Origin of the sequence: Telluria beijingensis, from assembly GCF_030770395.1 — a bacterium.
Lineage (GTDB): Bacteria > Pseudomonadota > Gammaproteobacteria > Burkholderiales > Burkholderiaceae_D > Telluria > Telluria beijingensis.
The window spans coordinates 204,956-217,988 of record NZ_CP132480.1; the positions used below are offsets into that span (position 1 = coordinate 204,956).

The window sequence follows — 13,033 nt, forward strand, 5'->3', positions numbered from 1 at the left end:
TCTTTATTGTTTTGGAGTACAACCATGGCACTCGTATCACTGCGTCAATTGCTGGACCACGCCGCCGAAAACGGCTACGGCTTGCCCGCATTTAACGTCAACAACCTGGAGCAGGTGCAGGCCATCATGGCTGCCGCCGACGCTGCCAACAGCCCGGTCATCATGCAGGCCTCGGCCGGCGCGCGCAAGTACGCGGGCGAAGCCTTCCTGCGCCACCTGATCGACGCCGCCGTCGAAGCCTATCCGCACATCCCGGTCGTCATGCACCAGGACCACGGGCAGTCGCCGGCGGTCTGCATGGCCGCGATCCGCTCGGGCTTTTCCTCGGTGATGATGGACGGTTCGCTCGAAGCCGACGGCAAGAGCGTCGCCAGCTACGAATACAACGTCGAAGTGTCGAAGGAAGTCGTCAAGTTCGCGCACTCGATCGGCGTGACCGTCGAAGCCGAACTCGGCGTGCTGGGCTCGCTCGAGACGATGAAGGGCGACAAGGAAGACGGCCACGGCGCGGACGGCACCATGACCCGCGAACAGCTCTTGACCGACGTCGACCAGGCGGCCGACTTCGTCAAGCGCACCCAGTGCGACGCGCTGGCGATCGCGATCGGCACCTCGCACGGCGCCTATAAATTCACGCGCAAGCCAACCGGCGACATCCTGGCGATCGACCGCATCAAGGAAATCCACGCCCGCATCCCGAACACCCACCTGGTGATGCACGGCTCGTCGTCGGTGCCGCAAGAGCTGCTGGCCATCATCCGCGAATTCGGCGGCGACATGAAGGAAACCTATGGCGTGCCGGTCGAAGAGATCCAGGAGGGCATCAAGCACGGCGTCCGCAAGATCAATATCGACACCGACATCCGCCTGGCGATGACGGCCGCGATCCGCAAATACATGTTCCAGAACCCGTCGAAGTTCGACCCGCGCGACTACCTGAAGCCGGCGCGCGAAGCGGCGATGGAAGTGTGCAAGGCGCGGTTCCTGTCGTTCGGTTGCGAAGGCCAGGCCAGCAAGATCAAGCCGATTCCGCTGGAGAAGATGGCGGAGCGTTACAAGGCTGGCGAGCTGGCGCAGATCGTCCAGTAAGCCAAGGTCGAACAAACGGCATCATCGCCAACCCCCAACAACGTCGTTCCCGCGAAGGCGGGAACCCAAGTTTGTATGCGCTACGGCGAGCACAATTTTTGCCACAATGCACGCTAACTTGGGTTCCCGCCTTCGCGGGAAGCAGTTCTTGCCAGTGGCAAGAACTGCGGGTTGGTGGCGAAATTGACGTAAAATATCGCATTGCACAGGCCCACACAGCCTGACTTTCTCAACCGGCGGCCCTTGCCGCCGGTTTCCGCTTTCCTGATACCCATCTATGAACAGCCTCTACCAATCCTCCATCCAGTCCCTGCCACTGCTCGGTCACGGCAAGGTGCGCGATAACTACGCCGTCGGCGACGACAAGATCCTGATCGTCACCACCGACCGCCTGTCGGCCTTCGACGTGGTCATGAACGAGCCGATCCCGGGCAAGGGCATGGTGCTGAACCAGATGAGCGATTTCTGGTTCGAGAAGCTCGGCCACATCGTGCCGAACCACCTGACCGGCGTGGCGCCGGAAAGCGTGGTCGCCGAGAACGAGGTGGAGCAGGTCCGTGGCCGCGCCGTCGTGGCCAAGCGCCTGAAACCGATCATGGTCGAAGCCGTCGTGCGCGGCTACATCATCGGCTCGGGCTGGAAGGACTATCAGCAAAGCGGCGCCATCTGCGGCATCCAGCTGCCAGCCGGCCTGCGCCAGGCCGAGAAGCTGCCGGAACCGCTGTTCACCCCGGCCGCCAAGGCCGACCTGGGCGAGCACGACGAGAACATCTCGTTCGCCGAGATGGAAAACCGTATCGGCGCCGAACTGGCCGCCAAGATGCGCGATATCAGCATCAAGCTGTACACCGCCGCCGCCGAATACGCTGCCACCAAAGGCATCATCATCGCCGACACCAAGTTCGAATTCGGCCTCGACGACAACGGCGTGATGCACCTGATGGACGAAGTCCTGACCGCCGACTCGTCGCGCTTCTGGCCGGCCGATTCGTACGCGCCGGGCATGTCGCCGCCGTCGTTCGACAAGCAGTTCGTGCGCGACTACCTGGAAACCCTGACCGACTGGGGCAAGACTGCACCGGCCCCAGCGCTGCCGGCCGAGGTGATCGAAAAAACCCAGGCCAAGTATTTCGAAGCCATCGAACGCCTGACCGGCGAAAAGCTGAAGGCCTGAGCAGATGACCGAGCAAAGCAAGCCACTGGTCGGCGTCATCATGGGTTCGTCGTCGGACTGGGACGTGATGAAGAATGCGGTCGACATCCTGAAGCAATTCGGCGTGCCGTTCGAAGCGCAAGTGATCTCGGCCCACCGCATGCCGGACGAGATGTTCACCTACGCCGAACAGGCCCGTAGCCGCGGCCTGCGCGCCATCATCGCCGGCGCCGGCGGCGCCGCCCACCTGCCGGGCATGGTGGCCGCCAAGACCATCGTGCCGGTGCTGGGCGTGCCGGTGCCGTCGAAATACCTGCGCGGCGAGGATTCGCTGCTGTCGATCGTGCAGATGCCGAAGGGCGTGCCGGTGTCGACCTTCGCCATCGGCGAGGCCGGCGCCGCCAACGCGGCCCTGACCGCGGTCGCGATCATCGCCGCCAACGACGACGCATTGGCCGACAAGCTGGAGCAGTTCCGCCGCGACCAGACCGCCGCCGCCCAGGCCATGACTCTTCCCGTATAAACCATGACTCAACCGTTCCTCCCATCCGCCGATCCGTCGACCTGGCTCGGCGTGATGGGCGGCGGCCAGCTCGGCCGCATGTTCGCCCACGCCGCCCAGGCGATGGGCTACAAGGTCGCCGTGCTCGAACCGAGCGCCGACTGCCCCGCCGGCCAGGTGGCCGACCGCACCGTCGAAGGCGGCTACACCAATGGCGGTGCGCTGGCCGAATTGGCCGCCCTGTGCTCGGCCGTCACCACCGAATTCGAGAACGTCCCGGCCGACAGCCTGGCGCTGCTGGCCGCCGACAGTTTTGTCGCGCCGGCCGCCTCCTGCGTGCAGATCGCGCAAGACCGCATCCTCGAAAAGAAATTCTTCGTCGACTGCGCGCCGACCTCGAAGGTGATGCCGGCCCCGCACAAGACCATCGCTTCCCACGCCGACATCGATGCCATCGACGACGACCTGCTGCCGGGCATCCTCAAGACGGTGCGCATGGGCTACGACGGCAAGGGCCAGGTGCGCGTGCGTTCGCGCGAAGACGTGCGCACGGCCTTCGACACCATGGGTGGCGTGACCTGCCTGCTGGAGAAGATGCTGCCGCTCGCGTACGAGGTCTCGGTCCTGACCGCGCGCGGCCATGACGGCGCCTCGGTCGTGTACCCGATCGCCGAGAACGTGCACCGCGATGGCATCCTGTTCACCACCACCGTGCCGGGACCGAATGTGTCCGAAGCCTGCGCGAAGCAGGCGCAGGACGCGGCGCGCGCCATCGTCGCCCAGCTGGGTTACGTGGGCGTGCTGTGCATCGAGTTCTTCGTGCTGGAGGATGGCACGCTGGTCGTCAACGAGATGGCGCCGCGCCCGCACAATAGCGGCCACTACACGTTAGATGCCTGCATCACCAGCCAGTTCGCGCAGCAGGTGCGCGCGATGGCGCGCCTGCCGCTGGGCGACGTGCGCCAGCATTCGCCGAGCGTCATGCTGAACATCCTGGGCGATGTGTGGTTCGATGCGGGCAGCGACACCGCCCGCGAACCGGCCTGGGACCGGGTGCTGGCCCTTCCCGGCGCCAACCTGCACCTGTATGGCAAGAACGACCCGCGCCGCGGCCGCAAGATGGGCCATGTGACCTTCGTCGCGCCGACGCTGGCGCAGGCGCAGGACAGCCTGCGCGCCGCCTGCGCCATCCTGGGCATCGAGGAATAGGATGGACGAGCAGCAGATCGCCGCCGCCGCCCGGCTGCTCGAGGCCGGCCAGCTGGTCGCGTTCCCGACCGAGACCGTGTATGGCCTGGGCGCCGACGCCGAAAACCCGGCGGCGGTGGCCGCCATCTATGCCGCCAAGGGCCGCCCGCAAGACCACCCGGTGATCGTGCACCTGGCCCCGGAAGCGCCGCTCGATTACTGGGCCTGCGCCATCCCGCTAGAGGCGCAGGCGCTGGCCGACGCCTTCTGGCCCGGCCCGCTGACCATGATCCTGAAACGCGCCCCCAACATCCCGGACGCCGTCAGCGGCGGCCAGGACACGGTCGGCCTGCGCTGTCCGTCGCACCCGGTGGCGCTGGCGCTGCTGCGCGCCTTCAAGGGCGGGAAGGGCGGCGTCGCGGCGCCGTCGGCGAATAAATTCGGCCACGTGAGCCCGACCCTGGCCGAGCACGTGCAGCAGGAATTCGGGAGCGACGGCAGCGTGGCCATGGTGCTCGATGGCGGCGCCTCGCAGGTCGGCATCGAATCGACCATCGTCGACCTGTCGCGCCTGGACACGCACGGCCCGGTGCTGTTGCGCCCCGGCCACATCAGCGCGGAGGCGATCGCCGCCGTGATCGACCGCCTGCCGAGCGCGCCGGACGCGGCAGCGCCACGCGCCTCGGGCACGCTCGAATCGCATTACGCGCCGCACACGCCGGTGGCGATGCAGGAACGCGACGTCCTGCTGCAAACCCTGGCCGCGCTGCACGGCGCCGGCCGCAAGGTGGCGCTGATCCATACCAGCGACATGCCTGCCACCCACGCCGCCCTGCGCCTGCCGGCCGCGCCCGACGGCTTTGCCCATGCCTTGTATGCCGCGCTGCGCGCGATGGACGGGCAGGGCGCCGACGTCATCCTGGTCGAGACGCCGCCGCAAGGTGGCGACTGGCTGGGCGTCAATGACCGGCTGCGCCGCGCCGCCCACGGTTCGACGGGCATCGTGCACGGCTTGCTCAACACCCAAGCAAAAGTTTAATTTATATCAATAAAGCGCTTGACGGGGCTCAAATGCCCCGCGTTTGCCGCCCACCCGTTACAAATTCGCCTCTTTCTGCCCAGAAAACGGTGGTTATAATTCCACCCCTCAGGCTACCCCATCAGTCTTATCAGGTGCGGTATGCGTAATGCTTAAGTGCAATTGATTTCGCTATACAAGCGGATTGAACGCTGGCATAGTAGTCGCGAGGCGAATAGCACGCACGTTCGTTTTACAATAATTTCTTCCCAGGAGACACAATGCGCCATACCAAACTCGCGCTGGCCGTGCTGACGGCAGCGGTGCTGACCGCATGCGGCGGCGGCACCAGCCCGGCCGGCGGCGACCAGACCACCCAGGTCAAGTTCACCAATATGGTGTCGTTCGGCGACAGCCTGTCGGACGTCGGTACCTATCGCGTCGGCGCGGTCGCGGCCGCCGGCGGCGGCAAGTTCACCATCAATGGCGACAGCACCGCCAAGAACCCCGACCTGAACGGCAAGATCTGGGTCGAGTTCATGGCCGCCCAGCTCAAGCTGCCGGCGCCGTGCGCCGCCCAGACCGGCCTGGTGGGCGATGCGTCGCTCGGCTTCAACGTGCCGATCGTGAACCATCCGAACTGCTTCAACTATGCCCAGGGCGGCTCGCGCGTGACCAACCCGGTCGGCCCAGGCAATATCGCGACCGGCTCGCCGATCGGCGAAATGACCACCCCGCTGGTCACCCAGATCGCGAATCACCTGACCAAAACCGGCAACAAGTTCACCGGCACCGAACTGGTGACCGTGCTGTCGGGCGGTAACGACGTGCTGATGCAGCTGGCCGCCGTGACCAATGCCGGCACCGCCGCCGGTGCGCAAGCCTTCGCCACCGCCCTGGCCACCCGCCTGGCGGCCGGCGCGACCAATCCGCAAGCCGCGGCGCAAGCCATCGGCGTGGCGATCGCCACCGAGAACGCGCGTCCGGGCAAGACCGACCAGAGCGTCGTGACCGCCGCCGTGACCGCTGCCGCGATGCAGCCGGGTAACCAGGCCGTGGCCCAGCCGGCCGTCTACGGTCCGATCGTGGCCGCCGCCCAGGCCGACGGCACCGCCGCCGGCAATACCGCGGCCGGCGCCTACGCGACCGCCAATGCGACCGCCATGGTCACCGCCCTCGGCACCGCCGGCGCCCAGATGGCCGCGCTGGTCAAGAACGAACTGCTGGCCAAGGGCGCCAAGTACGTCATCGTCGCCAACCTGCCGGACGTCGCCAGCACCCCGACCGCCAAGTCGCGCCCGGTCGCGATCCAGCAACTGGTCACCACCATGGTCAACGCCTTCAACACCCAGCTGAAAGCGGGCCTGGGCGCCGACGATGCGCGCGTGCTGTACACCGACCTGTACACCGTCAGCAACGACCAGGTGAAGAACCCCGGTCCTTACGGCCTGACCAATACCAGCACCCCGGCCTGCGCCACCAACGCACTGGGCACCACCTCGCTGATCTGCACCGCAAACAACACGGTTGCCGGTGATGTGAGCCGCTACATGTTCGCCGACGGGATCCACCCGACCCCGTTCGAGAACGACCTTATTGCCCGCTATGTCTTCAAGGACATGAGCATCAAGGGCTGGCTGTAAGCAGCGGCGGGCCCGTCCTGGTGACGGGCCCACTCACACACATCAGGAGATACCATGAAAGTTCGTTTCAACAGCATGATCAAGGTGCTGGGTGTGGCTGCCGGGCTGGCATTCGCGTCCGGCGCCTACGCGCAATCGGCCGGCCAGATCACGGCCAAGTTCGGTTTCAACCGCTTGATGCCGAAGGTCGAGAGCGGCGACATCAGCGCCCCGGCGCTGCCTGGCACCAAGGCCGACGTCGGCAACGACATGCAGCCGGTGCTGATCCTCACCTACAGCCTGACCGACAATATCTCGCTCGAGGGTGCGCTCGGCACGCCGTACAAGCACAGCATCTATGGCGCCGGCGCGATCGACGGCACCGGCAAGCTGGGCGAGGTCGAGGCGCTGCCGCCGACCGCCTTCGTGCAATACCGCTTCGGCTCGCCGACCTCGACCTTCCGTCCCTTCATCGGCGTCGGTCCGACCTATGCCTACTTCATGAAGGAACGCGGTTCGGGCAAGATGACCGCGATCACCAATCCGGGCAGCGACGTGCCGACCACCTTCAAGATCGACAACAAGCTGACCTATAGCGCGCAAGTCGGCGTGGCGATGAACTTCGACGAGCGCTGGTTCGCCGACGCCACCGTCATCAAGACCCGCCTGCGCACCGACGTGCACTTCTCGACCGGCCAGACCCAGTTCATGAAGCTGGATCCGGTGGCGATCGTGCTGGCGGTGGGTTACAAGTTCTAACGTTCGCGTCAGCTTCAATACCACGCGCAGCATGCACGTCGTCCCCGCGCAGGCGGGGACCCAAGGTTTCCAGCGCAGCGATTACATTGAACGTAGTGGCTGCGCTAAGGACTTGGGGGGATAGTGCCAGTGGCACTATCCCCGCCTGCGCGGGGACGACGTTTTTGCGGCAGTGGTTAGGTCAGTGCAATCCTCTCGCGTATTGCATGAAATGCTCCGCGCTGAGCGCGCGCTGGTACAGATAGCCCTGGTACATATGACAGCCGGCATCCGCCAGGAACTTCCGCTGTCCCGTCGTCTCCACGCCCTCGGCGATCACCTGCAATCCCAGGCTGTCTCCCAGTGCGATAATCGAGCGCACGATCGAGGCGTCGTTCTGGTCGGTCAGCACGTCGCGCATGAACGAGTGGTCGATCTTGAGCTGGTCCAGCGGCAGCTTGCGCAAGGTGGCCAGCGATGAATAGCCGGTACCGAAATCGTCCAGCGAAAAACTCACCCCGCGCCGCTTGAGCGTGGCCATGGTGTGCGCGGTATGGGTGAAATCGGTGATCACCAGGCTTTCGGTCAGTTCCAGTTTCAGGCCCGACGGTTGCACGCCGGTGTAGGCGAATATCCCCTCCAGCATGGCCGCGAAACCCGGTTCGGTGAACTGGCGCGCGCTGACGTTGACCGACATGCTCAAGGCGGCCGTCTCGGGCACGCGCTGCCAGCGCGCCAGCTCGGCGCAGGCGGTGCGCAGCGCCCAACTGCCGATCTCGACGATGATCCCGCTTTCCTCGGCAACCCGGATGAATTCGCCCGGGTAGCGCAACTGGCCATCCGGCAGGCGCCAGCGCAGCAGGGCCTCGGCGCCGATCACCCGCCCCGTGCGGTCGAGCTGGGGCTGGTAGTGCAGCACGAACTCGTGGCGCTGCAGGGCGCGCCGCAGGTCTCTTTCCAGCTCGGCGCGCGCCGACCACGCGGCCTGCACCGCCGGATCGTGGAAGCGGAAGGTGTTGCGGCCCGCGGCCTTGGCCTGGTACATGGCGGCATCGGCCTGGCGCAAGGTCGATTCGACGGTGTCCTGGGTGCCGCACAGCGTGACCACGCCGATGCTGACCGAGACCGAGCAATTGAGCTCGCCCAGCTGGAACGGCGCGGCCAGGGCCGCGACCACCTTGCCGGCCACGGTTTCTGCCTGGCCTGCCGCCAAATCGCGGCTATCCTCGACCGGCTGGATCAGCACCACGAACTCGTCGCCGCCCAGGCGCGCCACCATGTCGGCTTCGCGCACGCAGTGTTCGAGGCGGCGCGCCACCGCCTGCAGCAGCAGGTCGCCGGCCGCGTGGCCCTGGCTGTCGTTGATGAACTTGAAGTTGTCGAGGTCGCAGAACATCAGCGCCCCGCACTTGCGCGTGCGCGCGCTGCCGAGCAGGGCGCGGCGCAGGTGGTCGAGCAGGTTGGCGCGGTTCGGCAGGTCGGTCAGGTGGTCGAAGAAGGCCAGGCGAAAGATCCTGGCCTCGTTGAGCTTGCGCTCGCTGATGTCGGTGCCGATCACCAGGATCTTCTGTCCGGCGCCGAGCGCGTCGTCCGCCGCCAGCAGGGTCCAGCGGGTGTCGGTGACGACCGCCGAGCCGTCGCGCCGCATATGGGTCAGCTCGCCCGACCATTCGCCCTCGTGCAGCGTGTGCGCGAAGGCCTCCTGGTAGGATTCGCGCCGGTCGGACAGCAGATCGCAGAAGCGCTTGCCGCGCGCCTCTTGCGCGCTCCAGCCGTACAGGCGCTCGGCGCCATGGTTCCAGTAGCTGATGCACGATTGCATGTCCATCGCGATGATGGCGTCGCGCGCGCGCTGCAGGAAGGAAGCCTGTTCCAGCACCAGCTGGTCGGCCTGCTTGAGCCGCGTGAAATCGGACAGGAAGCCTTCGAGCATGCCGGGCGGGCCCCCCAGCAGGTTGAGCGCGCCCTGTTCACAGATCCAGCGTTGCTCGCCGCCCGCGGTGCGGATCCGGTAGGTGATCTGGTAGGAGCGTCCCTGGGCCAGCGCCAGCGCCACCGCGCCCTGCACCATGGCGCGGTCCTCGGGCACGATGACGTCGCCGAAGGCCAGGCCGGGGCGGGCGGTGAAGGCGGCCGGCGAATAGCCGGTCAGTTTCTCGACGCCGTCGCTGACGAATTCGAAGTGCCAGTCGCCATCGTTGTGGCAGCGGTAGACGGCGCCGGGCAGGTTGCGCAGCAGCAGGCTGAGCGACAGCGCGCCGGCCGGTTCCGGCATTGCGGGGTCTGGCATGGGTTGCGTCGCACTCATCGGTTCTCGCCAGTAGAAGTGATGGGGAGGGCGGCGCTTGCCGCCATGCGTACAGCATGGATAGTAGCGTAAATACATCCGTGCACAGCATTCCGGACCCGGCCCGGCGCAATAAAGATGGGCGATGCAGACACGACGCCACGGTATGTGACATGCTCGAGCTTCAGTTTCACAATCGCAACCTTGCCGTGCATTGCAGCGCTCACCCACGGCGCATGAATTGTCGGTTGTATTTTCATATTGACAACTTGCATGCTAGACTGCCCGGCCCCCATCCCGAGCAATGCCCGTACCGTGAGTCTGCGCCGATCTTCCATCCTGTTCGCCATCCTGCTGTTCGCCGGCGCCGCCCATGCGACAGGCGAGGGCGACGGCCTGCGCGCGCTGCGCATCGATGCGGCGGCTTCCCCCGTCATCGACGGCGTGCTCAGCGAGGCGGCGTGGCAGCGCGCCCCGCTGTACGACGCTTTCCACAAGCACTTGCCGCGCGACGGCCAGCCGGCCGCCAATGGCTTGCGCACCAGCGTGCAACTGCTGGTCGACGATGGCGCGCTGGTGTTCGGCATCCGCGCCTGGGACCCGGCCCCTGGACTGCGCCGCGGACAGCTGGCGCGGCGCGACAAGGTCGCCGGCGACCAGGACTTCATCGGCATCTGGATCGACCCGGCCGGCCATGGCCGCTCGGCCCAGTTCGTGCGCATCAATACCCTCGGCGTGATCAGCGACGGCATGCACCGCGCCGACGACGACGAATCCGACCTGGGGCCCGACTTCCCGGTCGAGACCGCCGTCAAGATCCTGCCCGACGGCTACAGCATGGAAGTGCGCTGGCCGCTGTCGAACCTGCGCTTCCCGTATGCTGACGGCCGCAACTGGCGCATGATGGTCGAGCGCAGCGTGCCGCATGCGGACGGCACGCTGCTGGTGACGGCGCCGTTCCGGATCGATGCGCTGAGCCACCTCAGCTTTTTGCAGGAGATCGCCGGCATGGACGCCACCGTGGAAGCGGTGCGCGACCGCGGCTTCGTCGAGCTGCGGCCCGAACTGACGGTGCGCAGCGAACGCGCGACCACGCCCAGCCAGCGCCTGCGCGGCAGCCAGGCCGAGCTGGGGCTGGAGATCAATGTCCGCCCGCGCGCCGACTGGGTCTTCAACGCCACCATCAATCCCGATTTCTCGCAGGTCGAGATCGACGAGCCGCTGTCGCAGGGCGCCAGCAACGTCGCGCTCAGCCTGCCCGAGAAGCGCGGCTTCTTCCTGGAGAGCGCCGACGTGCTCGGCCTGCCTCTGCCGGCCTTCTATTCGCGCACCGTGAACGACCCCGAATACGGCCTGCGCGCGACCTGGCGCGGCGCGCACATGGACGCCACCGCGATGAGCCTGCGCGACGAGCCGGGCGGCCTGGTGCTGCGCGGCCGGCCGTATGGGACGCTGGAATATGCGCAGACCCGGCGCACGATGGCCAGCCTGGCGCGGGCGCGCTGGCACCAGGACGGCCTGCTGCTGGGCGCTTTCGCTTCGCAACGCGACTACCACCGCTTCGGCAGCAACGACGTGCTGGGACTGGACGCCCAGTGGCGCGGCGAGACCGCCGACGGTGTCCAGCACCAGCTGTCCGGGATGGCGATGGCCTCGCGCACCACGGCCGGCTTCGACCAGGACGATTTGCCGGCGAAGGTGGATGGGCGCTCGGGCGGTTACCTGTGGGGCAAGTACCTGCACAAGAGCGCGCGCTGGTGGCACGAGGCCGAGGTGGAAGCGATCGCGCCGGGTTTCATGAACGACAACGGCTTCGTGCCGCAGGCCGGCATCGCCCGCCTCACGGGATCGATGAACCGCATCCTGGGCCCGCAGTCGCTGGGCGGGCTCGAACTGTATGAGTTCGAAACCTACTTCATCGTGCACGAAATGCGCACGCTGGCCGACGACATCAGCGGCCAGCGTGGCGGAGAAACCGTCGAGCGCAAGCTGCGTCCCGGCATCTGGATGGCGGCGCCGCTGCGCACCGGGCTGTGGGTGGAGCTGGGCTTCGACCGCCAGCGCGCGGGGCCGGGCGGACGCCTGCACGACACGCGGGTAGTCAACTTCGGCGTCGAGACCACGCCGGCGCCGTGGATCTCGAAGATCGCGCTCGAGGCGGCGCTGGGCCGCCAGCTCGACGTCGATGCCGACCGCGTGGGGCCGGGAGGCAACGTGATCCTGGACGTGGGACTGCGCTTTCCCCTGCGCCGGGGCTGGTCGCTGGAACTGGACCACCACGTGAACCGGGCCTGGGTGCAGGGCACGCTGGGCCAGCCGGCGTTCTCGGACACAGCCTGGCGCTGGCTGGCGATGCTGCACTTCAGCTCGCGCGACTCGCTGCGCCTGCTGGCCCAGAACACCTGGGCTGCGCGGCGCGACGATGGCGTGACCCAGTTAGAGGCGTGGAACGACCGCCAGATCCACCGTTCGCTGCTGTATCGCTATCAATGGCGGGTGGGGCGCACGGTCTCGTTCGGCGTGGTCGACGACAAGCTGCCGCTGGCCGACGAGCGGAGCAGGTCGTTGACGTTCAAGCTGCAGTGGGAAGTTTAATGATGTTTCAAACGAGGTTGCCGGTGCAGCTTTCGAACCAAGAACAGTGATGAGGAACGCCAGTGGAATTAAGTAAAGACATCCTGGAGCAAATTTTTCAGCTCACACAACAAGTGAATAGTGGCCGCATTTCCCTGACGGCCGGCCGGGACGAGCTAGTGAAAGCCTTTGGCTTCAATCCTAACTCAGCCAGCATGACCATCCGATCCCTGCGCCATTTACTGAACGGGGAGCGCTATCGTCGCGCGCTGACGATCGGCGCAACGGATTATTTTCTCGGACGGATCAGGGAAGAGTATGGAAATGAAGGGTTGCGAAAAGCGTTGGCGGGATTATCGGCGCACATCGAATATCGCAACTCGCAGGATGTCAAAGTGCCAGGCCTGGATACGATCCTGGCAAAACACAGCCGGTAAGGAATCACGCAGATCCGCACTCGGTCCTGGCATCGAGCCACACGGGTTCAATCTCGGTGATATGCTCTCGCCATGACTACCGATTCCGATATCGAACTGTCCGGCGCCTTCCAGGCCAAGGACGGACAAGGCCGTACCCTCGAGGTAAAGAACATCACCATCTTCGACGAGGGCTACGGGATCATCGACGTATATGTAAAGTTCGCGGCCAAGCTCGAACCGGGCGCCTACAAGGACACGGTCCTGGTGCGCCAGATCGTCGAGCGCCTGCGCGCGGTCGGCTACAAGGGCCCTGACTTCGGCCACAGCGACCCCGGCCTGCAGGAGAGCCGCCTGATCGTGCTCGAAGCGCCCGAGGAATTCGCGGCCTTCGCCAAGAGCCGCGGCTGGAAGAACCTGGCCGAAGACTTCGAGGAATAAACCTC

Annotated in this window: 11 protein-coding genes; 10 read left to right on the forward strand and 1 reads right to left on the reverse strand. The window is 66.1% G+C overall.

Annotated elements, in window-relative coordinates; translation table 11 throughout:
• Positions 1–24: 24 nt before the first annotated feature.
• From fba to Q9246_RS00955, 7 genes are all read left to right on the forward strand, one after another.
• Positions 25–1,089, forward strand: coding sequence for a class II fructose-bisphosphate aldolase (fba, locus tag Q9246_RS00925; RefSeq protein ID WP_306394725.1), 1,065 nt, complete (start codon positions 25–27; stop codon positions 1,087–1,089).
• 277 nt (positions 1,090–1,366) lie between these two features.
• A complete protein-coding gene (locus Q9246_RS00930) occupies positions 1,367–2,263 on the forward strand; it encodes a phosphoribosylaminoimidazolesuccinocarboxamide synthase (RefSeq protein ID WP_306394726.1) in 897 nt (298 codons plus the stop codon).
• A 4-nt stretch (positions 2,264–2,267) separates the two neighbouring features.
• The gene (gene purE, locus Q9246_RS00935; RefSeq protein WP_306394728.1) at positions 2,268–2,765 is read left to right on the forward strand and encodes a 5-(carboxyamino)imidazole ribonucleotide mutase; all 498 of its coding nucleotides are present in this window, start codon (positions 2,268–2,270) and stop codon (positions 2,763–2,765) included.
• Between the two features lie 3 nt (positions 2,766–2,768).
• Positions 2,769–3,953: a 5-(carboxyamino)imidazole ribonucleotide synthase gene (locus Q9246_RS00940; RefSeq protein ID WP_306394730.1), complete on the forward strand. Its 1,185-nt coding sequence runs from the start codon at positions 2,769–2,771 to the stop codon at positions 3,951–3,953.
• A gap of 1 nt (position 3,954) precedes the next feature.
• Entirely contained in the window at positions 3,955–4,971 is a 1,017-nt protein-coding gene (locus Q9246_RS00945) for an L-threonylcarbamoyladenylate synthase (RefSeq protein ID WP_306394731.1), read from the forward strand.
• 260 nt (positions 4,972–5,231) lie between these two features.
• A complete protein-coding gene (locus Q9246_RS00950; protein ID WP_306394733.1) occupies positions 5,232–6,593 on the forward strand; it encodes an SGNH/GDSL hydrolase family protein in 1,362 nt (453 codons plus the stop codon).
• Between the two features lie 54 nt (positions 6,594–6,647).
• Positions 6,648–7,331 carry an OmpW/AlkL family protein gene (locus tag Q9246_RS00955; RefSeq protein ID WP_306394734.1) on the forward strand — a complete coding sequence of 228 codons (684 nt, stop codon included), beginning with the start codon at positions 6,648–6,650 and terminating at the stop codon, positions 7,329–7,331.
• A 181-nt stretch (positions 7,332–7,512) separates the two neighbouring features.
• On the opposite strand, the gene Q9246_RS00960 is transcribed toward Q9246_RS00955, so the two are convergent.
• A complete protein-coding gene (locus Q9246_RS00960; RefSeq protein ID WP_306394735.1) occupies positions 7,513–9,600 on the reverse strand; it encodes a putative bifunctional diguanylate cyclase/phosphodiesterase in 2,088 nt (695 codons plus the stop codon).
• Between the two features lie 270 nt (positions 9,601–9,870).
• Here Q9246_RS00960 and Q9246_RS00965 point away from each other — a divergent pair, with 270 nt between their 5' ends.
• From Q9246_RS00965 to Q9246_RS00975, 3 genes are all read left to right on the forward strand, one after another.
• A complete protein-coding gene (locus tag Q9246_RS00965; protein ID WP_306394736.1) occupies positions 9,871–12,192 on the forward strand; it encodes a DOMON domain-containing protein in 2,322 nt (773 codons plus the stop codon).
• A 62-nt stretch (positions 12,193–12,254) separates the two neighbouring features.
• Positions 12,255–12,608, forward strand: coding sequence for a hypothetical protein (locus tag Q9246_RS00970; RefSeq protein ID WP_306394738.1), 354 nt, complete (start codon positions 12,255–12,257; stop codon positions 12,606–12,608).
• A gap of 72 nt (positions 12,609–12,680) precedes the next feature.
• Complete coding sequence (locus Q9246_RS00975) at positions 12,681–13,028, forward strand: hypothetical protein (RefSeq protein WP_306394739.1); 348 nt, start codon at positions 12,681–12,683, stop codon at positions 13,026–13,028.
• Positions 13,029–13,033 lie beyond the last annotated feature (5 nt).

Excerpts from the sequence above, each read along its gene's own strand:
- Q9246_RS00960 (WP_306394735.1), bottom strand. The coding sequence starts at position 9,600 with ATGCCAGACCCCGCAATGCCGGAACCGGCCGGCGCGCTGTCGCTCAGC.
- Q9246_RS00955 (WP_306394734.1), top strand. The coding sequence starts at position 6,648 with ATGAAAGTTCGTTTCAACAGCATGATCAAGGTGCTGGGTGTGGCTGCC.
- Q9246_RS00945 (WP_306394731.1), top strand. The coding sequence starts at position 3,955 with ATGGACGAGCAGCAGATCGCCGCCGCCGCCCGGCTGCTCGAGGCCGGC.
- Q9246_RS00965 (WP_306394736.1), top strand. The coding sequence starts at position 9,871 with ATGCTAGACTGCCCGGCCCCCATCCCGAGCAATGCCCGTACCGTGAGT.
- purE (WP_306394728.1), top strand. The coding sequence starts at position 2,268 with ATGACCGAGCAAAGCAAGCCACTGGTCGGCGTCATCATGGGTTCGTCG.
- fba (WP_306394725.1), top strand. The coding sequence starts at position 25 with ATGGCACTCGTATCACTGCGTCAATTGCTGGACCACGCCGCCGAAAAC.
- Q9246_RS00930 (WP_306394726.1), top strand. The coding sequence starts at position 1,367 with ATGAACAGCCTCTACCAATCCTCCATCCAGTCCCTGCCACTGCTCGGT.
- Q9246_RS00950 (WP_306394733.1), top strand. The coding sequence starts at position 5,232 with ATGCGCCATACCAAACTCGCGCTGGCCGTGCTGACGGCAGCGGTGCTG.
- Q9246_RS00940 (WP_306394730.1), top strand. The coding sequence starts at position 2,769 with ATGACTCAACCGTTCCTCCCATCCGCCGATCCGTCGACCTGGCTCGGC.
- Q9246_RS00975 (WP_306394739.1), top strand. The coding sequence starts at position 12,681 with ATGACTACCGATTCCGATATCGAACTGTCCGGCGCCTTCCAGGCCAAG.